The following is a 22,505-nucleotide window of genomic DNA, read 5'->3' on the forward strand; positions in this document are numbered from 1 at the left end:
ATCAATCCATCTCCTTCTCGAGTATCTTATAGAAAATCACAATGGCCAAGGCGCTAATACCGACAATCAAAAGGGAAGCTTGGGAAGCTTCCATGATTTTTTCATCACTTGCGTACTGGAAAGCTTTTGTTGACAATGTATCAAAATTAAACGGTCTCAGGATCAATGTCAAGGGAATCTCCTTGAGCACATCGATGAAGACCAGGATAAATCCACTGATAATGGCGCCTTTCATCATCGGCACATCGACTTTGAAAAAGGTCTTCGTCGGGCCGGCACCGAGGAGCCTTGAAGCATCCCGGAAGTTCGTGCCGATCTTGTCGTAGCCTGTCTCGATCGAATTATAGCCGATGGCGAAGAACCGGATGATGTAAGCCGACAGCAACAGAACAATGCTGACGCTGAGCACCAGCGTTGTCTCAAGGCCGATTGCCATATAAAGCGGGGCGAGGTAGCCGTCGAGTGCGACAAAAGCCGTGACGACCGCGACCGCAATGACCGCCCCCGGAATCGAATAGCCGAGCACCGTCAGTTTCGGCAACAATTTCGTATATTTGCCTTGTACCATGCGGGCGAAATTCCCGACGATGAGTGCAAAGATGACGATCAAGGTCGCGCTGAGCCCGGCGACAAAAACCGAGTTTTGCACGTAGCGCATGAATTCTTCCATCGGGATTGTCCCGAAGGTCAAAATCGTCCAGTCAACCAGCTGAATGACGGGAATGAAGAACCCAAGGCTCAAGATCAGCATGCCGTAGCCTGCCGCCACAAAGCCTTTCCAGCCGCTGAGCGGGATTAGCTGGAGCGGGCGGACTTTCGTAGAGAAATAACTGTATTGCCGCCTGCCGCGAAGCAGCTTCTCGATGAGCAGGATGATGATGACAAAGCCCATGAGTGAAGCGGCCAGTTTAATCGATGTATCCAAATCCCCAAGGCCGAACCAACTTTGGAAGATGGCGGTCGTGAAGGTTTGGATGCCGTAATATTTCACGACACCGTAATCATTCAGCACTTCCAACACGACCAGGCTCGCGCCGGCGATGATGGAAATCCGGGAAATCGGCAGCACCACTTGGAAGAACGTGCGCCAAGGGCCTTTGCCGAGCAACCGTGTGCTTTCGATCAAGGATGCCGATTGTTCGGACAAGTACACTTGCGTGATCGTGTAAACATACGGGTACAAAAACATCGTGTAGATGAAAATCGCCCCGGGCAAGTTCATGATATCAAAATACGCCGGGTCCAGTTCCATTCCAAATCCCTCGCGCAGCGTCGTCTGCACGGCACCGGTGAAATTCAAGATGCCGTGGTACGTATAAGCACCGATAAACGGCGGGATGGAAAGAGGGAGGATCAATGCCCACTTCAAAAAGCGCCGGAATGGAAAATCGTATTGCGCGACCAGCCAGGCAAGGCTCAGCCCGATGAGAATCGTGGCGAATGCCGTGGCGAGCGTCAGGATCAGTGAGTTGATGACAAACTGACGCAATACGAACTCTTTCATATGCTCCCAATTGTCATTCGACGGCGTGAACAGCCCGGTGACAATGGTCAAGTTCGGCAGGAACAGCATCAGGATGATGACGGCTGCCCCCACCGTCCAGATATTGAAATTGGCCAATCTGCGTTGCAAAATCCAGGCACCTCTTTCCAAATCGCAAGAAATCCCTTGCCGCATTCAGACAGCGGCAAGGGGAGATCATGTAGCTTATTTCCAGCCGACTTCGTTGAACAATAGAATCGCTTTGGCGTTGTTTTCGCCGAGTGCGGACATCGAGATGTCCTGCTCTTTGAAGTCACCCCATGATTGCAGCAATTCGGATGGTTCCACTGCTTCGTTTACTGGGTATTCATAATTGACAGAAGCGAATGTTTCCTGTGCTTCCGGTGCGGAGAGGAACTCCAGCAATTTGATGGCATTTTCTTGGTTCTTAGCTGATTTTACCACACCCGCGCCGCTGACGTTAACATGCGTGCCTGTTGTATCCTGGTTCGGGAAGAACACATCAAGGCTTTCAGCCACTTCGACTTCTGCAGGATCTTCAGAGTTCAGCATTTGGCCGAAGTAATACGTGTTCATGATGGCCACATCGCCGACGCCTGCTGCAATTGCTTTCGCCTGGTCACGGTCGCCGCCTTCAGGGTCGCGTGCAAAGTTCTCGACCATGCCGGCTGCCCATTCTTTTGCTTCTTCTTCGCCGTTCAATTCAATGAAAGAAGCGAGCAAAGATTGGTTGTAGATGTTTTCAGAGCTGCGGATCAAGACGCGTCCAGCCCACTCGTCTTCCGTCAATGCTTCGTAAGTGGATAGCTCAGACGGGTCAACTTTTTCTTTGTCATACAGGATGACACGTGCGCGTTTTGTCAGGCCATACCACATTTGGTCTTCGTCCTGGAAGTTGGCAGGGATCTGTTCATCCAGCACATCGCTTGAAACAGATTGCAAAATGCCGTCTTCTTTCGCGCGGTGCAGGCGGCCTGCATCAGCCGTCAAGAACAAATCGGCTTGCGTTGCATCGCCTTCGCGCTTGATGCGCTCAAGAAGCTCATCTGCTTCGCCTTTGATCAAGTTGACTTTGATGCCGGTTTCTTCTTCGAATTTCTTGTAGAGCTCATCGTCCACATCGTAATGGCGAGCCGTATATAGGTTAACTTCGTTGCTGGCTGTTTCAGCTTCGTCACCGGACGTTTCCGCCGGTTGTTCTTCTGAGCTGTTCGAGCTGCCGCACGCAGCAAGCACGAGAAGCGTGCCGAGCACTAATAGGAATGAAAGCAATTTCTTCATGGATGTCTCTCCTTTAAGTATGTAGTGATGAATCGCATTCAAATGAAAATGATTCTCAATGTCAATTATAGCTACTGAGAAGATAAAGTCAACAGCTTTTGGGGTGATTTAATAAATACGTGATAAGTGTCATTGTAATTTACGCCGGAAATGAGAACGGACGATTATGAAAACGAGCCGCAAAAGAGCCCAATGCCACTGCTACTTCCACATGATAGAAAATGCTACACTTGAAAGTGAGAATCGAGGGCTACAACAGCTGGAATGGAGGCATAAGAAATGGACATGAAAACATATTTGACACTGGATGCAACAGCGATGGCAGAACTGGTGAAAACCAGGGAAGTTAGCCCGAAGGAACTAGTGGAATCGAGCTTTCGCCGGTTGGACGAAGTAGAGCCGAAGCTCCGTGCCTTTACCGCAGATCGCCGTGAACAAGCGATGGCGGATGCAAACAACATAGAAAACGGTGTGTTCGGCGGTGTGCCGATTGCGCTGAAGAATATCTCCCAGGCACTCGCTGGGGAGCGTTTGAGCGCAGGGTCGAAATTGCTGAAAAATATCCGCCCGGAACGGGATTCTCATTTCGTTGCGCGCTTGAAAGCGGCCGGGCTCATCCCAATCGGCCACACCAATACGCCGGAATTCGGCTTGAAGAATATTTCGGAGCCGGAACTGTTCGGCCCGACGCACAATCCGTGGAATATGGATCATTCACCGGGAGGCTCAAGCGGCGGGGCGGCCGCCGCTGTCGCATCCGGCATCGTACCGGTCGCCGGTGCGAGCGACGGGGGAGGCTCGATTCGCATCCCTGCATCATTCACGGGTTTGTTCGGGCTCAAGCCGACGCGCGGCAGAACCCCTGTCGGACCTGGAGCCGGGCGGCAATGGCAAGGGGCATCGATCGATTTTGCGCTGAGCCGGACAGTGCGGGACAGTGCTGCGCTATTGGATGAATTGCAAGTCGTCCAGCCGGAAGCCGCGTTCCAGACGCCGCTATTTCCCGGAAAATACGCGGAACAGTTGCAACGGGAGTTCGAGAAGCCGCTGGCAATTGCGTTCTCACTGGAATCGCCTGTCGGCACGCTGGTCTCGGAAGATGCAAAACACGCGGTTTTGAAAACGGTGCGCTGGCTGGAAGGGCAAGGGCATCGAGTCGAAGAAAAAGCTCCTGACATCGATGGCGTCCAATTGATGCGCGAGTATTATTTGATGAACAGCGGGGAAATGGCGCTGCTCCAAAAGAATCTGGAAAAAACGCTCGGCCGGCGCTTGTCGGAAGACGATATGGAAATCGAGTCCTGGCTGTTGGCCACATCTGGAAAACGGGTTTCTGCCGCCGATTATTCCGCGAGCCTTGCCGCATGGGACGCAGCAGCCGCAAAAATGGCGGCGCTTCACGAAACTTTCGATTTCTATATTACGCCTGCCACGGCGCATGCCGCACCGCAAATTGGCGAGCTGAGCCATTCCAAGGAATCACGCCAGCGCCTGTTGCAAGCACTCGACATGGCGCGTGACACCTCGGACCAGCAAGAATTGATTTATGCGATGTTCTTGCCGAGCCTCAGCTACACGCCGTTCACGCAGCTGGCGAATTTGACCGGCCAGCCGGCGATGTCTTTGCCGCTTCATGTGACCGAGGCGAATTTGCCGATCGGTGTCCAAGTGATGGCGCAAAAAGGAGAAGAGCATCGCTTGCTCCAGTTGGCGAAGCAAATCGAACAAAGCGACCTATGGATCGGCCAGCGCGGCAATCCATTCTTTCAATAGAACTGAATTGGATTATGTTATATAGAAGAAAACGCAAAAAGCCCAGGAAAAGGCACCCCTTTTCCTGGGCTTTCATTGGTGTTAAGAAGAAACGGCCTGTTGAGTGGCCTGGACCTTCTCTTCTTTTTGGTAATTGCGTTCCACGCGGCGAATATCCATGCGGATCAAGATAGACATGATAAGCGCGACGGAAATCAATCCGATGAAGATATAGAAGACCGGGACATAGCTATTTGTTGCGGCATAGACTTGTGACACGATCGCCGGGCCGATGATCCCGCCGAGAGACCACGTCGTCAACAAATAGCCGTGGATGGCGCCAAGCTGTCTTGTCCCGAACATATCGCCGATGAACGCCGGCAAGTTCGAGAAGCCGCCGCCATAGCATGAAACGATGAGCAAGATGAATACTTGGAAAATGATAACGTTCGTGATGCCCGGGAGCATGACGAAAGCGATGATCTGGATGATGAAGAATATCATGAACACAGTCGGGCGCCCGATATAATCGGAAATTGCAGCCCAGCCAAGGCGTCCGCCGCCATTGAAAATCCCCATGATGCCGACGAGCGTCGCCGCGCCGGCTGCCGTCAAGCCAACCAATTCCTGTGCCATCGGTGAAGCGACCGAAATAATCATGATGCCGGCGCTGACATTGATGAGCATCATCGTCCACAGCATCCAGAAGCGGCGTGTTTTCACAGCTTCTCTAGCTGTCAGTTGGGCCAAGTCTTTCTTCATGACTTTTTTGCCGGAAGCAAGGTCCGCTTCCATTCCTTTAGGCATGAACCCTTCAGGTGGCGGGGCAATATAGGAAGCACCGAGTGAGATCAAGATGAAATAGCTGATGCCGAGAATATAGAAAGTAGTCGTTACGCCGACAGAAGCGATCAAGCTTGCCGCAACCGGCGCGGTAATGAGTGCGCCGGCGCCAAAGCCCATGACGGCCATGCCAGTCGCAAGCCCGCGGCGGTCAGGGAACCATTTGACGAGTGTCGAGATCGGCGCGATATACCCGACGCCAAGCCCCATGCCGCTCATGAATCCGTATGTAAGCAGGAATAGTACGAGTGAATCAATTTGAGTCGCAAATCCAGCGCCCGCTTGTCCGAGGCCGAACAAGAAAGCGGCCACCATGGCAGATTTCCGTGGCCCGTTCTTTTCGACGAAGCCGCCGAAGAACGCTGCGGAAATACCGCCGAGCGCCATCATGATCGTGAAGGCGTAGGTGATTTCTGTTGGAGACCAGCCCATCGTTTCGCTGATGGGTTTCGTGTAGACGCTATAGGCATAAGCCGCACCGATCGACAATTGGATCGCGATGGCGGATAACGCAATCAGCCATCTGTTTTTGTTCGTCTTCATAGTGAAATTCCTCCTTTGTTTCGTAGAACTTGTTTCTAGAGAATACATGGTTTTCACTATTTCGACAAACTAATTTTCAGAATAGAAAAACTAGTCTAATAAAAATATGATAATCCTGTTAAACGGAAACGTGAACTTACGTGTTTGAAGGAGTGAAAATCCCTCCTTTTTAATGAAAAAGGAATAAAATAGGGGAATTAAAGTAAGCGTTTTCAGAAAAGTCCAAATTAGTTTAGGGATATTGGCTCATTTTTCGCTGAGAGAGAAATTTTCTGGTTTAAAGGAGAGATTCTCTGCCTGGGAGATGTGAAAGGTACCTGAAACCCAGTGTTCATGAGGTTTTGAGGCTTATCTGAAGGAGGATTTCAACTATTCTAAAATATTCTGCTTTAAGCATTAATCTCTCTCTTTTAGAAGAATAAATGCTATTTCAGGCAATATAATTATTTGGCATACAAAAAACCAGAGCCTCTCTGTAGTTGAAAGCCTCTGGTTCCATAAACTGATTCGTCAACCCACTTTCATCTGGACGATATCGCGGATATAAGCCATGACGCGTCTTTGCGCTTCTTCCGGACTATAGTCATTTCGGTGATTCAAGTAGTTTGAAAACATTCCTTGCCACACCAGGTTGGTCAATTCATTCAATTCTTCGGCTTGCTGCTCATCAAGTACCCCGGATTCTACGATGAAATGGATGGCGTATCGGCCACGATCCGTTAAGCTGCGCTTCTTCAAACCTGGCAACAGTTCATCGGGCACCGTCACCAAGTCCATCGGATACAATTCGTAATAATGCGCCAGCATATTCTCGGGATGATCCCCAAGATCCATCAGGAAAACGGCGTTGAAAATTTCAGGCATTGAAAACGAGTAGCGACTGAAGCAATCCCACGCAGCAAGGTATTTCTCGATGGGGTCATCTGCTTTTTCCATTTCTGCAGTCACCGTTTCAATATAAGGACGCATAAATTTCAAAGAAGCAAAAAATAGCAAATGAGATAAATCATCAAAGTAATTATAAATGGTCGCGCTGTTATAGCCTGCTTTATCGGCTACTTTCCTTATCGTGACGTGGCGGAATCCTTCAGCTTGGATCAATTCCTCCGTCGCATCGATAAAATAAGTCCACATTCTCCGTTTTTTTAAATTTCGTTTTTCCATATCCAACTCCACCATTTCTGTCATCTGCGATTGCCTAAACGACTGTTGATTTCTTTTATACTACCATGCTAACCTAAACATAGTAAAAAAAATAATCATGATTATAAAATAATCTTGATTAATAATTAAAGGGGGAATTGGGTGAATAAAGTAAAAATCGATCCTTTGGTGTTTTGGTCTTCGCTGGGGGTTATTGTCGTCGCAACTTTAGCTTTGGTTATTTTCAGAGATACGGCTGAACCTGTCCTAAATACGATGTTAACCGGCATTACTTACAATTTGGATTGGGCATTTCAATTTTTGACTTTCGGTTTATTTATATTGCTCATGTATCTAGTCTTCAGTAAATACGGAAAAGTGCGGTTGGGCGAAGAACCGCCTGAGTTCTCGACCTTTAGTTGGGGAGCCATGCTGTTTTGTGCGGGGATGGGCACAAGCATTATGTTCTGGTCGATGATGGAACCGATGTATTACTACATGGGGCCGCCGTTTGGCTATGAGCCGAACAGCAACCAGGCAGCGGAATGGGCAGTCACTTATGGCTTGTTCCACTGGGGCATTTCGGCTTGGTCGTTATATGCCTTGCCCACAGTGACCATTGCTTATTCGTTTTTCGTTAAGAAAAATCATTCGTTGAAAATCAGTTCGGCATGCCGCGGTATTTTAGGCAAACATGCAGACGGCTGGCTTGGCAAAATCATCGATATTCTCGTTATTTGGAGTTTGGTTGGAGGCCTCGGAACCTCGCTGGGCCTTGGTGTGCCAATGGTCTCCGCAGTGATCGGTGAAATTTTCGGCGTCGCCCAATCACTCACCTTGAGCATTATCATCATCGCGGTTTGGGTCGTCATTTACAGCGCCAGTGCGTACGTCGGGCTTTACAAAGGCATACGCAAGCTCAGCGACTGGAATGTTTATTTGGCGCTTGGCTTGGCGGTATTTGTCTTATTGGCAGGTCCGACTTTGTTTATCTTATCGAATTTTACGAATAGCTTCGGGCTGATGCTCCAGAACTTCGCGTTCATGAGCTTCTCGACTGATCCAATCAATCAAGGTGGATTCCCGCAAGGCTGGACTGTCTTCTATTGGGCATGGTTTGCGGCAACTGCGCCGTTCATCGGATTGTTCGTTGCCCGGATTTCACGTGGCAGAACGATCCGTGAATTGATTACGCATATTCTCTTATGGGGCTCAGTCGGCAGTTGGCTATACTTCGGCATCTTTGGGGGCTATAGCTTGAACTTGCAATTGAGCGGAGCACTGGATGTCTTAGGCGTGATGAATGAAAGCGGCGACCCGGCAGCAATCGTTGAGATTTTGAAAAGCTTGCCGCTAAGCTTCCTGGTGCTGCCATTCTTTGCTGTTCTCGGCTTTATCTTCTTGGCGACATCATTGGATTCAGCGACTTATATCCTCGCATCCATCACGACGAAAGAATTGTCTGCAGGACAGGAACCGGCACGCTGGAACCGTATGCTTTGGGGGATGGTGCTGGCGGCGCTTGCCATTTCGTTATTGTTGATCGGCGGGTTGAACGTCATTCAAACCTCTTCGGTCATCGTTTCGGTACCGGTTATCTTGCTGTATGGCTTATTGACGGCTTCGTTGTTGAAATGGCTGAAAGAAGATTATCCCGAACAGATGGGTAAAGGAGCGGAAAAATAATGGTCTTTAACGTAAGGGAAAGCACGCGCAAAGTGAAAGAAGAATTTCTGCATGAAGTGGAAGTGACGGATCATCTATGGATTCCAATGTCTGATGGTGTCAGGTTGTCTGCGAAAATTTGGATGCCAAAAACAGCAGTCGGGCTTAAGGTGCCCGCGGTGCTTGAATACTTGCCGTATCGGAAAAACGAATTTACCGCCTTGCGTGATTCATTGCGGCATCCGTATTTTGCAGGTCATGGTTATGCAAGCATCCGCGTGGACATGCGCGGCTGCGGAGATTCAGAAGGCATCATGTACGATGAATATGCCAAGCAGGAACAAGACGATGCACTGGAAATCTTGGATTGGATCTCAGCGCAAGATTGGTCAAATGGCGCGGTCGGGATGATCGGGAAATCCTGGGGCGGCTTTAACGGCCTTCAAGTAGCTGCTCGGCAGCATCCGGCATTAAAGGCGATCATCACTTTGTGCTCGACCGATGATCGCTATGCGGACGATGTCCATTATAAGGGAGGCGCAGTGCTAGCCTCAGACATGCTGTGGTGGGCTTCGACAATGCTCGCTTACAATGCGCGCCCGGCAGACCCGGCGCATGTCGGGGAAACTTGGCGGGAAAAATGGCTGGAACGTCTGGAAAAGACACCGCCTTTTATAGAAGAATGGATGCGCCACCAGCGGCGTGATGCGTATTGGAAACATGGCTCGATTTGTGAGAATTACGAGGATGTGCAAATTCCGGTCTATGCAGTTGGAGGATGGGCGGACGGTTACACGAACGCAATCTTTCGCATGATGAAAAACTTGAAGGGCCCGAAAAAAGCATTGATCGGCCCGTGGGCGCATGAGTACCCGGAAGTCGCTGTGCCAGGGCCGCAAATCGGATTTCTTCAGGAATGCCTTCGCTGGTGGGACCAGTGGTTGAAACAGGAAGAAACGGGCATTATGGAAGACGCGCCGATCCGTTTGTGGATGCAGGATGCGGTTCCGCCGAAAACGGATTACGATATGCGGCCGGGAGAATGGGTGGAAGAGCAGGCATGGCCGACCCCGAACACGAAAAACCGAAACTTTTATTTAGGGGATCTTGATTTGGCTGAAGCACCGGCCGAAGGCGAAGAATGGTTGAAAAATCATCAGCAGCATGGTTTGTATGCCGGCGTCTTTTGCCCATTCGGACAAGAAGGAGATATGCCGTCTGATCAAGGCATCGAAAACGGGCTGTCCAATACTTTCACCAGCACGGAGTTGGAACAAGACTTGCCAATACTCGGCTTTCCGGTTATGACAGTGAAGTTGAAAAGCGATCAGAAGCGCGGCAATTTGGCGGTACGCTTGAGCGAGCTTTCGCCATTCGGCACTTCCAAGCTGATCAGTTGGGGGCAATTGAACCTGACGCATCGGAACAGTCACGAATTCCCGGAAGATGTGCCGACCGGAGAAGCTTTTACAGCCACCATTGAATTGGATGCAATCGGCTATAAAGTTCCGAAAGGCCACCGTCTGCAAGTTTCGATTTCACCAAATTATTGGCCGCATGCCTGGCCTTCGGCTGAAGAAGCAAATGTCTTGTTGATCAAAGACGCAACGACGAAATTAGTGCTGCCCGTTTACCAACAAGAAATTGCGCCAAAAACAACTTCACCTTTTGAACAGCCGGAGACAGCCGCAGTGCTGGACCGCGAAGTGCTTAGAGAAGCTGGCCGCACGCGTGAAATCCGCCATAACACTGTCACGAATGAATGGGTGTTGAAAGACTTTTCGGACGAAGGATGCCGTCGATTGCCGTCGAACGGCTTGGAATATGGCAGCACCAACCGCAATGTCTATCGGATTGTGGAAGGAGATGCCTTGTCTGCAAAAGTGGTTTGCGACTGGACATTGACACTTGGCCGAGGAGAATGGCAGACGCGTTTAGAATCCACCAGCACAATGTGGGCTGATGAGAAGAAATTTTATGTGACGAGTGAGTTAGCCGCATATGACGGCGATGAAAAAGTGCATGATACTTGCCGTGAATTTGAAACGGAGCGGGATTTCAATTAAACCTAAAAAGAGACAGCCCTGGGCTGTCTCTTTTTCGTTGTTATTGTCTTCTCAAATACGATTATTGAACGTTCTCTTTCCATATCTCCAATTCAGGGTTGCTCAATTGCTTCAACACATCATCCCGTCCTTGGTAAATATGTTCCTGCATGGCGATTTTCGCGCGCTCCGGCTCTTGGTTTTCAATGGCTTTCCATATGGTGTTATGAACGTCCAATGAGCGCATCAATTGATTTTCATTGTACCAATAGAAAGAACGGAAAATGAGCGGGACTACCACTACTTTTGAGATGAGGGACATCAAATACTCATTTTTGGTGGCTTTGTAAATCTCTTCATGAAATGCCTGGTTCGCTTGCTGTAAGCTGCGGATCGAGTAAATGTCGTCGCGGTCCAATTCGTTAATCGCTTTTTCGTAGGCTAGGTTTTTGTTGTGGATTTTTTCAAGATCGTCTTCTGTCCTGTAAAGGGCGGCTTCGCTAGTTCCATAGCTTTCCAGAAGCGCCCGGACGTTATAGATTTGGCGAATGTCTTGAATTGTGAATTCGCGGACCGTATAGCCCCGTCTTTGGAAAGGGGTGATGAGGCCGTCAGATTCAAGCTGTTTAATCGCTTCTCTTACCGGGGTCCTACTGACTTGAAAGCGTTCGGCCAATGCCTCTTCCGTTAAACGCTTGCCGGGTGGCAATTTGCCGATGATGATTTCATTTTTTATCATTTCGTATGCGTTCATGTTCAACACCTCTCATTTTATTGTATACAAAATTAGATTTGGAGACAAATATCCATAGCAGTCAAACAGATTCCTTTTTATTTTTAAGCGGTATAACAAGGAATTAAATTTTATTTAAGAAAGAGTGTTGACCTTATTGTATACAATGTGTTATTTTTTTATCAATTGCTAATTATCCGAAAATTTATCCGTGTTGACAAAACCACGCCGCATCAGCGCCTTTAATCCATAGGGCAATGTGCTGCCTGCTTCAGAAGATGGGGAAACGGACAAATTGGATACAATGCAAAAAATAAATGGGGGTGCCACATATGACAAACCTACAAGAAGCAATCGATATCCAAGGCGAACCACAACAAGAAGACAGGCTGCCGCTGCAGGGAGTACGCGTCCTGGAATTAGGCACCTTGCTTGCCGGCCCATTTACGGGGAGGATGCTCGGGGATTTTGGAGCAGAAATCATCAAAATCGAAGCACCTGATAAAGCGGATCCGCTGCGCGAATGGGGGCAACAAAAGGATGGAGAAGGTTTGTGGTGGCCGATCCAGTCGCGCAATAAAAAATCAGTGACCTTGAACTTGCGGACGGCGGAAGGACAGGAGATTTTTAAAGAGTTGGTCAAAAATGCCGACATCATCATTGAGAATTTCCGCCCTGGAACAATGGAAAAATGGAACCTTTCCTATGAGCAATTAGCCGAAATCAATCCGGGCATCATCATGACGAGAACGTCTGGATATGGCCAAACCGGCCCTTATAAAGAAAGAGCAGGGTTTGGCAGTGTCGGCGAAGCGATGGGCGGCATCCGAAACGTTACGGGCTTTCCGGATCGTGCGCCTTCGCGCATCGGAATTTCTATTGGAGACACGCTGGCCGCGCTATTTGCAACCATTGGAACACTGACGGCCCTCCACGAGCGCCATCATTCCGGAAAAGGGCAGGTGGTCGATACAGCCATTTATGAATCGGTCTTCTCTGTCATGGAAAGCACCATTCCGGATTATTTGCTGGCGGGTTATGTGCGTGAGCGAATGGGCAATATTCTGCCGGGTGTCGCGCCTTCCAATATTTATAAAACAAAAGACGATACGTACATCGTCATCGGTGCCAATGCAAACGGGGTCTTTAAGCGTTTATGTGAAGCGATGGGTGAACCGGAGCTATACGACAACCCGAAATACAATACCCACCACGCCAGAAGCGAGAACATGACAGAACTGGATGAACTTATCGAAGCCTGGACGAAACAGCAAGATACACAAGTGGCGCTCGAAATCTTAGCGGAAAAAGGCGTGCCTTCGGGATTGATTTATACTGCCAAAGACATTGTCGAAGATCCCCATTATGAAGCGCGCGAAATGATCATCAAGCGGGAACATCCAACTCTCGGCGAGTTTCCGATGCCAGGCGTCGTGCCGAAATTGAGCCGGACGCCAGGTGAAGTGAAGCACGTAGGAGCGGAGCGCGCAGGAAAAGACAATGCACTCATTTATGGAAAAATCTTGGAATATGGCGAAGAAAAGTTGAAAGAGCTGGAGGAGCGCGAAATCATTTAAGGAGTGATGGGTTTTGGGAAAGACTCTATATGAAAAAATCTGGGACCGGCATGTGGTGGCCCAACAGCCGGAGCAGCCGGACATTCTGTATATCGATCTGCATCTAGTGCACGAAGTGACTTCACCGCAAGCATTCGACGGGTTAAGGCAAGCGGGCAGGAACGTGCGCAGGCCAGACAGGACATTGGCAACTATGGACCATAGCATACCCACACTTAACCGCGACCAGCCTTTTGAAGACGAAATTGCACAAAAGCAAGTAGAGGCACTGCGTAAAAACTGCGAAGACTTTGGCATCAAACTTTTTGACCTTTTCCATAAACAGCAGGGCATCGTCCACATCATTGCACCGGAACTTGGATTAACGCAGCCAGGGCAGACCATTGTCTGCGGAGACAGCCATACAGCAACGCACGGGGCATTCGGCACATTGGCTTTTGGCATCGGGACGAGCGAAGTTGAGCATGTGCTTGCCACACAGACCTTGAAGCAAAGCAAATCCAAAACGATGGCGATTGAATTCCAAGGAGAATTGCCGACCGGCGCTTCTGCGAAAGACTTGATCTTGGCGTTGATCGGGCGATATGGGCATGATTTTGCAACCGGTTACACAATCGAATATCGCGGTGAAGCCATCCGTAAGCTGTCAATGGAAGAGCGGATGACTGTCTGCAATATGTCGATTGAAATCGGCGCACGAGCAGGCATGATCGCGCCGGATGACACGACATTCGCTTATTTGTCAGGCAAGACTTATGTTCCGGAAGGTGAACAATGGGAGCAAGCGCGTGCAGAGTGGAAAGAATTGTTCAGCGATGAAGACGCGGCATTCGATAAATTGGTGGAATTCGATTGCGGCACAGTAGAGCCTCAAGTGACATGGGGGACAAATCCAGGCATGGTCGTTTCAGTAAACGGTCGAGTGCCGGTGCTGGAAGATCTGCCTTTGGAGCAGCGAAAAATCGCAGAAAGCGCTTTGGCTTACATGGGGCTGGAACCGGGAGTAAGAATGAAAGACATCGAGATCGATACGGTCTTTATCGGTTCCTGCACGAATGGGCGGATTGAGGATTTGCGGGAAGCAGCGGCTGTCGTAACGGGCTATCGCATAAAAGAGGGCATTCGGGCACTGGTTGTTCCAGGTTCACAGGCAGTGAAAGCACAAGCTGAAGCAGAGAATTTGGATCGCACCTTTATAGATGCTGGATTTGAATGGCGGGATGCGGGATGCTCCATGTGCCTCGGGATGAATCCAGACATCGCCAAGCCCGGAGACCGGGTGGCGTCCACTTCCAACCGCAATTTCGAAGGCCGGCAAGGACGCCAGTCGAGGAGCCATTTGGTCAGCCCGGCGATGGCTGCGGCCGCGGCAATCACCGGCCGCTTTACCGATGTCCGGGACTGGCCGCTCAAAACGGGAGAAGGGGTGACAGGATGAAAGCGCTGAAAACCCATACGGGAACATTGACGCCGCTGGACCGCGCCAACGTAGATACCGATGCCATCATTCCGAAGCAATTTTTGAAGCGTGTCGAAAAAAGGGGCTACGGCCAATTTCTCTTTTTCGATTGGCGCTTCAATGAAGATGGCACAGAAAATGAAGAATTCATTCTGAATTGCGAACCCTACCGCAACGCGACTGTTTTGCTGACGCGTGATAATTTCGGCTGTGGCTCGTCGCGCGAACATGCGCCCTGGGCGATTGAAGATTATGGATTTCGTGTTATTTTGGCGTCTTCTTTCGCAGATATCTTCTATAACAACTGCTTCAAGAATGGGATTTTACCGATCCAACTGCCTAAAGAACAGATAGAAGAACTGTTTAGCAGGGTTGCGGCACAACCGGATTATGCCTTGACAGTGGATTTGGAATCGCAGGAAATTCGGGATTCCACCGGCATGACAAAGCATTTTGAAGTAGACGACTACCGGAAGCATATGTTGCTTGAAGGGATGGACGAAATTTCCGCAACAATCCGGCATGAGAAACAAATCGACGCATTCGAACAACAACACCGGCTTTACTACAGCCTGCAATCAGGGTGAAGGTTCAAAATACAGCAGTTAAAAGGAGCTTCGGATATGGAGAAAAAGCAAATTAAAGAGCCGATTCGAAAAAAATGGATTTGGATTGCTTTATTGTTGATTGTGATCGGAAACGTCCCGTGGTATTTGCCAATCGGCTCCTATGAACCCTTGATTTTCGGTGTTCCTTATTGGGCTTTGATCATTTTGGCGTTTTCACTGATTTTATGCGGATTTTTAAGCTGGGTGACGCTAAAAGAATGGGACATTGTGGAAGATGAAGAAGAAGCGGAGAAGAGGGGGAGAGTAAATGAATGATTTGGTGTTTGCAGGCATGGATGGCGTATTGATTCTGTCAGCTTATGCAATCGTCATGCTATTGATCGGCTATTTCTCAGGCCGTGGAGACAAAACACTCCATGACAGCTTGAGTAATTATTATCTGGCAGGGAAAAATCTGGGGATTGTGGCGTTGTTCTTCACGCTTTATGCCACACAGTACAGCGGGAATACCATTATCGGCTATGCTCCGACCGCTTACCGCACCGGTTTTTCCTGGCTGCAGTCGATTTCCTTCATGACCATCATTATCGGGGTCTATTTGCTCTTTGCTCCCCGCATGTATGTCGTATCGAAGAAAATGAATTTCATTACACCGGCTGACTGGATCTCACACCGCTTCAAATCGAAATCGGTGACGATTCTGGCTGTCGTGCTCATGCTTTGGGGCCTTGGAAACTACTTGCTTGAACAGTTAGTGGCAATTGGCCACGCCGCATCAAGTTTGACGGGAGGAACGATTCCTTATCAAGTGGCGGTAATCGCCTTTGTCCTGGTCATGTTGATCTACGAATGGTTGGGCGGAATGAAAGCGGTTGCCTTCACTGACGTTATGCAAGGCTTGGTTCTGATGGTTGGGATTGTCATCTTTTTGGTGGGAGCAATTTACCTTGTCGGAGGCGATTTCTCATCAGCGACACAATATATCGCCGCGAATGAACCTGCGAAACTCGGGGTTCCGGATATGATGACTTCGGTTAACTGGTTCAGCATGCTGCTATTGGTCGGGCTCGGGGCGGCGATTTATCCCCACGCCGTACAACGGATTTTCGCAGCAGACAGTGAACGTACGTTGAAACGTTCCTTCTCACGCATGGCCTGGATGCCGCCGATTACGACAGGCTTGGTGTTTGTCATCGGGATTTTGGGCATCGCGCTCATTCCGAACTTGGATACGACCGGTTCTGAGCAATTGGTCGGGTTGATGGCGAATGAAATTGCCGGCATCAACGGGTTCTTTTATTGGGTCATGATTATTTTCTTCGGGGCGATCGTAGCCGCGATTGTTTCGACGGCTGACTCTGTGCTATTGAGTTTCTCGTCCATCGTTTCCAATGATATCTATGGCCGCTTCATCAACCCGAAAGCTCCCGAGAAGAAAAAAGTGATGGTCGGGAAAGTGACCGGCGTCGCGGCTGTCGGCTTGCTATTGTGGATCGCTTGGAATCCGCCTGCAACGCTTTATGAGATTTTCGTGCTGAAATTCGAATTGCTCGTCCAGGTATTCCCGGCGTTTGTCTTGGGGCTTTACTGGAAGCGAATGGCGGCACAGCCTGTATTCTGGGGCATGTTGGCCGGGGCGATCATTGCCGGCGTATTGACGTGGACCGGCTACAAGACGGTGTTCGGTATTCACGGCGGCGTCATCGGATTAGCTGCTAACTTCTTTATCGCTGTTGTCGGTTCATACCTTGTGCCGCTGACCGTTGAAAAAGAAGCGGAACTCAAAAAAATCGATTTGGCATAAACGGTTTTCCTTTATGCTGAATAAGAATGTGGCGATTAAATGGACAACTCAACACTTGTGAAACCATTCAAAACAATCAATCCCTGGCATATGCTCGGGTGGCTGCTTATTGCCCAGGTGATGGTCGCATTCATCGGCCGGAGCCTGGCGCCGCTCGGGGTATTGATCGGGGAAGATTTGTCGCTGACGAAGGCTCAGATCGGCATGCTGCCGGCTGCTTTGTTTCTCGGCCAATCCATTGCGTCCATACCCGCCGGATTTATCGTCGACCGCATCGGTTCCAAACGCTTATTGCTGTATTTATCGTTCGGCCTCGGCGGCGCTTTTATGCTGATGGCGATCAGCAGTAATTACTTTTTCGTGCTGTTGATGGTGACGATCGGCGGAGTGGGCTACGGCACGATGCATCCGACGTCCAATAAAGGGATTTTGCACTGGTTCCAACAAAAGCGTGGAACGGCAATGGGCATCAAGCAAATGGGCGTTACATTGGGGTCGGCTCTATCGGCCCTTTTGCTATTGCCGCTGGCAGCGGTTTGGGGCTGGCGCATGGCGTTACTGGCGGCATGTGGTTTATTGATGGCGACGGGCGTGCTTGCTTATCGCTTTTACCGAGATCCGCCATCAGCGGAGCCTCATGAGCAGGAAAGGAAAGTCAGCTGGTTTTATTTAAAGGAATCGATTGGGGCCATGTTTCGCCATAAACCGCTCGTTCTGCTCAGCATTGCCGCTATGGGCTTGAGCGGGAGCCAATTGATATTGAATACGTATATCGTCTTGTTTGCTTATGAACAACTCGGGCTCAGCCTGTTGCTGGCGGGCATGCTGCTAGTCATTTCAGAAGTCAGCGGCTCTTTTGGCAGAGTGGCCTGGGGGATCATCAGCGATACTATTTTTAAAGGGCAGCGTTTGATTGTCCTTGTTTATATTGCGGCGCTCTCAATCGGCATCGCTTTGATTGTCACGCGGCTTCCTGCAGGGATTTCGTTCTGGGCTATTGCTTCAGTGGTCGCCGTTTTCGGCTTTTGTATTTCAGGATTCAATGGTATCTGGATGAATGCGGCTACCGAACTTGTGCCTTTCAAGCAGGCCGGAATCGCCAGTGGCTTCACTTTGATGGTCGGTTCATGGGGGGTAATCATCGGCCCGCCGCTATTTGGATATATAGTCGATCTTTCAGGAAATTTCAATTATGGCTGGTTCTTTCTATCTTTTGTTTTGCTTTTTGTCATTGTCCTGCTTTTATGGGCCAAACGATTAGCACATAAAGAAAGCAAGCCTCACAAAGGGAGTGGAAAAGGATGAATATTGATTTGCGCAGCATTGACACGAAAAAAGCGTATAAATTGATGACCGGGTCGATCGTGCCTCGGCCGATTGCTTGGGTCTCCACTATAGACGAAGATGGCAACCGCAATTTGGCGCCTTTCAGTTTTTTCACGGTCGCCTCACGAAATCCGGCCACACTATGCATTTCAGTCGGTCCCGGTGTCGGCGACAGGGAAGGAACGACCAAGGATACCTTATCGAATATCCGAAGCACCAAGCAATTCGTTGTCAATATCGTGAATTCCCCGCTCGGAGACGAGATGCACATCAGCTCGGGTAATTTGCCTGCGGAGGTGGATGAGTTTGAAGCGGCAGGGCTAACACCGGTTGAGAGCATTAATGTGCAGGCGCCGCGAGTAGGCGAAGCGCCGATTTCTTTTGAGTTGGAGCTGGATCAAATCATCGAACTTGGCAGCGACCATCTAATTTTGGGAAGAGTCGTTCAATACCATATCCAGGATGAATATTATCTCGGCAATTACAAAGTGGACCTTGAAAAACTCAAACCGCTCGGCAGGCTGGCAGGCAATTATTGCGAAGTCGATAATTTGTTCACTTTGCCCAGAGTAAAAGTGGAAGAAGGGATCAAGTGATGGACGAAAGAGTAATCATGACCGATGTAACAGGTAGAGACGGGTTTCAAATGGAAAAAGACTGGATCGCTACCGAAGATAAGATCCATATCATTAACCAGATTATCGCAGCGGGAATTCCGCGCATCGAAGCGACTTCGTTTGTTTCACCGAAAGCCGTTCCGCAAATGCGCGATGCACGCGAAGTGATCAGGGGAATCAAACGCGAAAACGTGGAAGTGATTGCGCTCGTGCCCAACGTGAAAGGTGCCGAGCTGGCATTGGAAGCAGGGGTGGATGAAGTGAATTACGTACTGTCCATCAGCGAGACGCACAACCAGAAAAATGTCAGGAAAACAGTCGGTGAATCGATCGAAGGGGTCAAAGACATCCAGAAATTAATGGATTCTTCGAAGATCACGGTGAGTTTAGCCACCGCATTCGGATGCCCGTTCGAAGGGTTGTATGAAGTCGACAAAATCCTCGGCAATATCGAGATTTTGACCGCGGCTGGCATCAGCCGATTCACGATTGCCGATACGACCGGCATGGCGAATCCGGTGCAGATGACGGAATTTATCTCGACGATTAAGAAACAATATCCGCAACATTATTTCGGCCTGCATCTTCATAACACAAGGGGGATGGGCTTGGCGAATATCTATGCGGCGTACCAGGCGGGGATGCGCCATTTCGACGCAGCGTTGGGCGGCATCGGGGGCTGCCCGTTTGCTCCTGGCGCGAGTGGCAATGTCTCGTTAGAAGACGTCGTCCACATGTTCGAGTTCATGGGTGTGCCGGTTCATGGCAAACTGCCGCAATTGCTTGAAGCAGCAGTCGATCTGGAAAAATTGCTCGGCAGAACGCTGCCGGGGCAAGTCATGAAATCGGGACAAGCCGATAAAACGCATATTGCATAAAAAAATGGCAAGAGGCATGCAGCCTCTTGCCATTTTTCATTGTGGAAAACGGAAGCGTTATTTGTCCGCCAAACGCTTCTTCGTATGCACCGAGACTTTTTCATCCATGACATAGGAGTCAAGAAAGTCCAAAAACAATTGGGCAGCTTGGGTATGGAAGCTCGAGCGGTGGGTGATGTAATGAAAACGGCTTTTGTTCGGGAAATCGGTCAGGCTGATCGCGCCAATGGTTCCGCTATTCGTCTCGCTTTTGACGGTGGATTCGGAAAGATAGGAGATGCCAAGGCCGAGTGCGACCGATTCCTTGATCGTCTGGGAGCTGCCGAAGCTCATCACTTTTTTCGGTGCAATGCCAAGCTGAGCGAACAGCTTATCGGTCACATCGCGCGTGCCGGAACCGGGTTCGCGGATAATCCAAGTTTCTGCTTCAAGCAAGCGGCGGTCGACTTGTGAGTTGCGGATAATCGGATGGTTGGGGCGGGCGATGATGACCATTTCTTCTTCCGTAAACAATTCGATGTCGATATCCGGATTGCCGATGTCGCCTTCGACGATAAAGCCGATATCGAGTTCCTGCTTATGGGTGTGCTCGATGATGGCTTTGGAGTTGTGGATTGTAATGGTTGGCGTGATGTTCGGGTGGCGTTTGTTGAATGCATAGATGATGCCTGGCAGAAAGTATTCGCCGAACGTATAGGCCGCCCCGATTGACAATGGCATGGCCGCGGACGGTTCGAGTTCCAACAGGGCGATTTTCAATTGGTCGTATTTTAGAAGGATCTCTTTAGCCTGTGCGTAACTCACTTGCCCGGCTTCCGTTAATTGGACGTATTTATTGTTGCGGTCGAACAGCCGAACGCCGAGCTTTTTCTCGAGTACCTTGATGCTCAAAGAAATGGCGGAAGGCGTCATGTGAAGCAGCTCGGCTGCGCGCGTGAAACTTTTCTGCTCTGCTGTGGTCACGAAGATTTCAAGTTTATGATCCATAATTTCACCTCAATGAGTTTTTTTAATCATACCATTAAATATATTTAATTTTACTTATCAAAGATATTTTTGTAAAATTTGAATAATACAAAAATGACATCTTTATTCGGAAAGGTGATAACTTATTCAACCGGATGAAAGTATATAGGAGGAAATGACATGGATTATACGAATCATCCCTTCTCAGGGAAACGCCATACAGTCTTCGGCAAAAAAGGCATGGTGGCGACATCGCAGCCGCTTGCTGCACAGACTGGGCTTGAGATCTTGAAAAAAGGCGGCAACGCCATTGATGCTGCAATTGCGACCGCTGCGACCTTAACGGTTGTGGAACCGACATCAAATGGCATCGGGGGAGATGCCTTCGCCCTGGTTTGGGTAAAAGGCGAGCTGCACGGCCTGAATGCTTCCGGGCCATCCCCTCAGGAACTCACGATCGAAGCGGTGAAGGCGAAAGGGCACGACAAGATGCCGACACACGGATTGGTGCCAATTACGGTCCCTGGCGTCCCGGCGGCATGGGCGGAGCTGTCGAAACGCTTTGGCAAATTATCGCTTGCGGAAACATTGGAACCTGCGATCCGCTACGCGGAAGAAGGCTATCCGCTGACGCCGATCCTCGGGAAGTTCTGGAAAAAGGCATACGATAATTTCAAGAAGACTTTTACCGATAAAGAATTCGAAGCCTGGTTCGACACTTTCGCACCGGACGGCCGTGCGCCGGAAATCGGCGAAATGTGGAAATCACCTGGCCATGCCGACACGCTCCGTAAAATCGGCGACAGCGATGCGAAAGCCTTTTACGAAGGCGAGCTGGCCGAGAAAATCGACAGCTTCATGACTGAACACGGCGGTTTCCTGAAAAAACAAGACCTAGCTACATACAAAGCGGAATGGGTCAAGCCGATCTCGACGAGTTATAAAGGGCATGAAGTATGGGAGATCCCGCCGAACGGCCAGGGCATGGTCGCGCAAATGGCGCTCAATATTTTCAAGCAGCAGGACGAGCCGGCGTGGCAAAGCGCCAACACGCTGCACCAGCAAATCGAATCGATGAAACTGGCGTATACAGACGGCCAGGCATTCATCACCGAACAAACGGATATGCCGGTGACGGCTGAACATTTATTATCCGACGATTATGCCGCGAGCCGCGCGAAGGAAATCGGCGCTGAAGCCATCGACCCTGTCGCGTACGAGCTTCCAAGAGGCGGTACGGTCTATCTCGCCGCCGCCGACGAAGAAGGCAATATGATTTCGTACATCCAAAGCAATTACATGGGCTTCGGATCGGGCATCGTCATCCCGGGCACAGGCATCGGCCTGCAGAACCGCGGGGCGGATTTCTCACTTGATGAAAACCATCCGAATGCCTTGAAACCCGGCAAGCGCACCTTCCATACGATCATCCCCGGTTTTTTGACGAAGGCGGGAGAAGCGGTCGGGCCATTCGGCGTCATGGGCGGCTATATGCAGCCACAAGGCCATTTCCAAGTAGTGGTGAATACGCTCGATTACCTCCTCAATCCGCAAGCGGCACTCGATATGCCGCGCTGGCAATGGATGGGCGGCAAGAAAGTGACCGTGGAAGCGGAATTTCCGAATTACCTGGCGCAGCAATTGCAGCAAAGAGGGCATCAAGTGGAAGTGATGGCTGATTCAGGAAGTTTCGGGCGCGGCCAGATCATCTGGCGCAATCCCGAAACAGGCGTGCTTGCAGGAGGCACCGAATCCCGGACAGACGGGGCGATTGCTGTTTGGTAAAAGAACAAGGCGTCA

At 49.9% G+C, this 22,505-nt stretch carries 18 protein-coding genes; 12 read left to right on the forward strand and 6 right to left on the reverse strand.

Features of this window, described 5'->3' with window-relative positions; translation table 11 throughout:
- Position 1 precedes the first annotated feature (1 nt).
- Both AB9R92_RS09725 and AB9R92_RS09730 read right to left on the reverse strand, forming a co-directional pair.
- Positions 2 to 1,633 carry an ABC transporter permease gene (locus tag AB9R92_RS09725; RefSeq protein ID WP_370669260.1) on the reverse strand — a complete coding sequence of 544 codons (1,632 nt, stop codon included), beginning with the start codon at positions 1,631 to 1,633 and terminating at the stop codon, positions 2 to 4.
- Positions 1,634 to 1,708: 75 nt separating this feature from the next.
- On the reverse strand, positions 1,709 to 2,785 hold the full coding sequence (locus AB9R92_RS09730) for a Fe(3+) ABC transporter substrate-binding protein (RefSeq protein ID WP_370669261.1): 1,077 nt from the start codon (positions 2,783 to 2,785) through the stop codon (positions 1,709 to 1,711).
- Between the two features lie 279 nt (positions 2,786 to 3,064).
- On the opposite strand from AB9R92_RS09730, the gene AB9R92_RS09735 reads away from it, so the two are divergent.
- On the forward strand, positions 3,065 to 4,558 hold the full coding sequence (locus AB9R92_RS09735; protein WP_370669262.1) for an amidase: 1,494 nt from the start codon (positions 3,065 to 3,067) through the stop codon (positions 4,556 to 4,558).
- Between the two features lie 81 nt (positions 4,559 to 4,639).
- Here the strand turns inward: AB9R92_RS09735 and AB9R92_RS09740 are convergent, their stop codons facing one another.
- Positions 4,640 to 5,923 (reverse strand): L-lactate MFS transporter, encoded by a 1,284-nt coding sequence (locus tag AB9R92_RS09740; protein ID WP_370669263.1) that lies wholly within the window; start codon positions 5,921 to 5,923, stop codon positions 4,640 to 4,642.
- Positions 5,924 to 6,433: 510 nt separating this feature from the next.
- Entirely contained in the window at positions 6,434 to 7,087 is a 654-nt protein-coding gene (locus AB9R92_RS09745; protein ID WP_370669264.1) for a TetR/AcrR family transcriptional regulator, read from the reverse strand.
- 141 nt (positions 7,088 to 7,228) lie between these two features.
- Between AB9R92_RS09745 and AB9R92_RS09750 the strand changes: the two genes are divergently transcribed.
- The gene (locus AB9R92_RS09750; RefSeq protein ID WP_370669265.1) at positions 7,229 to 8,752 is read left to right on the forward strand and encodes a BCCT family transporter; all 1,524 of its coding nucleotides are present in this window, start codon (positions 7,229 to 7,231) and stop codon (positions 8,750 to 8,752) included.
- Positions 8,752 to 10,797, forward strand: coding sequence for a CocE/NonD family hydrolase (locus tag AB9R92_RS09755; RefSeq protein ID WP_370669266.1), 2,046 nt, complete (start codon positions 8,752 to 8,754; stop codon positions 10,795 to 10,797). The genes AB9R92_RS09750 and AB9R92_RS09755 overlap by 1 nt, the downstream gene beginning before the upstream one ends.
- 61 nt (positions 10,798 to 10,858) lie before the next feature.
- Here the strand turns inward: AB9R92_RS09755 and AB9R92_RS09760 are convergent, their stop codons facing one another.
- Positions 10,859 to 11,530, reverse strand: a complete 672-nt coding sequence (locus tag AB9R92_RS09760; RefSeq protein ID WP_370669267.1) for a GntR family transcriptional regulator — start codon at positions 11,528 to 11,530, stop codon at positions 10,859 to 10,861.
- Between the two features lie 311 nt (positions 11,531 to 11,841).
- On the opposite strand from AB9R92_RS09760, the gene AB9R92_RS09765 reads away from it, so the two are divergent.
- The 8 genes from AB9R92_RS09765 to AB9R92_RS09800 are packed head-to-tail and all read left to right on the forward strand — an operon-like array spanning position 11,842 to position 19,739.
- Positions 11,842 to 13,086, forward strand: a complete 1,245-nt coding sequence (locus tag AB9R92_RS09765; protein ID WP_370669268.1) for a CaiB/BaiF CoA transferase family protein — start codon at positions 11,842 to 11,844, stop codon at positions 13,084 to 13,086.
- A 13-nt stretch (positions 13,087 to 13,099) separates the two neighbouring features.
- Complete coding sequence (gene leuC / locus AB9R92_RS09770; protein WP_370669269.1) at positions 13,100 to 14,524, forward strand: 3-isopropylmalate dehydratase large subunit; 1,425 nt, start codon at positions 13,100 to 13,102, stop codon at positions 14,522 to 14,524.
- Positions 14,521 to 15,132 (forward strand): 3-isopropylmalate dehydratase small subunit, encoded by a 612-nt coding sequence (leuD, locus tag AB9R92_RS09775; protein ID WP_370669270.1) that lies wholly within the window; start codon positions 14,521 to 14,523, stop codon positions 15,130 to 15,132. Before leuC ends, leuD begins: the two co-directional genes overlap by 4 nt.
- Positions 15,133 to 15,168: 36 nt before the next feature.
- A complete protein-coding gene (locus tag AB9R92_RS09780) occupies positions 15,169 to 15,429 on the forward strand; it encodes a hypothetical protein (protein WP_101191977.1) in 261 nt (86 codons plus the stop codon).
- Positions 15,422 to 16,918: a sodium:solute symporter family protein gene (locus tag AB9R92_RS09785; protein WP_370669271.1), complete on the forward strand. Its 1,497-nt coding sequence runs from the start codon at positions 15,422 to 15,424 to the stop codon at positions 16,916 to 16,918. Before AB9R92_RS09780 ends, AB9R92_RS09785 begins: the two co-directional genes overlap by 8 nt.
- Positions 16,919 to 16,957: 39 nt before the next feature.
- Positions 16,958 to 18,223, forward strand: a complete 1,266-nt coding sequence (locus AB9R92_RS09790; RefSeq protein ID WP_370669272.1) for an MFS transporter — start codon at positions 16,958 to 16,960, stop codon at positions 18,221 to 18,223.
- Positions 18,220 to 18,840: a flavin reductase family protein gene (locus AB9R92_RS09795; RefSeq protein WP_370669273.1), complete on the forward strand. Its 621-nt coding sequence runs from the start codon at positions 18,220 to 18,222 to the stop codon at positions 18,838 to 18,840. The genes AB9R92_RS09790 and AB9R92_RS09795 overlap by 4 nt, the downstream gene beginning before the upstream one ends.
- A complete protein-coding gene (locus AB9R92_RS09800; RefSeq protein ID WP_370669274.1) occupies positions 18,840 to 19,739 on the forward strand; it encodes a hydroxymethylglutaryl-CoA lyase in 900 nt (299 codons plus the stop codon). Before AB9R92_RS09795 ends, AB9R92_RS09800 begins: the two co-directional genes overlap by 1 nt.
- Before the next feature lie 57 nt (positions 19,740 to 19,796).
- Here the strand turns inward: AB9R92_RS09800 and AB9R92_RS09805 are convergent, their stop codons facing one another.
- Positions 19,797 to 20,726, reverse strand: coding sequence for a LysR family transcriptional regulator (locus AB9R92_RS09805; protein ID WP_370669275.1), 930 nt, complete (start codon positions 20,724 to 20,726; stop codon positions 19,797 to 19,799).
- A gap of 159 nt (positions 20,727 to 20,885) precedes the next feature.
- Here AB9R92_RS09805 and AB9R92_RS09810 point away from each other — a divergent pair, with 159 nt between their 5' ends.
- Positions 20,886 to 22,490, forward strand: coding sequence for a gamma-glutamyltransferase family protein (locus AB9R92_RS09810; RefSeq protein ID WP_101191973.1), 1,605 nt, complete (start codon positions 20,886 to 20,888; stop codon positions 22,488 to 22,490).
- Positions 22,491 to 22,505: the final 15 nt, after the last annotated feature.

Origin of the sequence: Planococcus sp. SSTMD024 (genome assembly GCF_041320495.1) — a bacterium.
Classification (GTDB): domain Bacteria; phylum Bacillota; class Bacilli; order Bacillales_A; family Planococcaceae; genus Planococcus.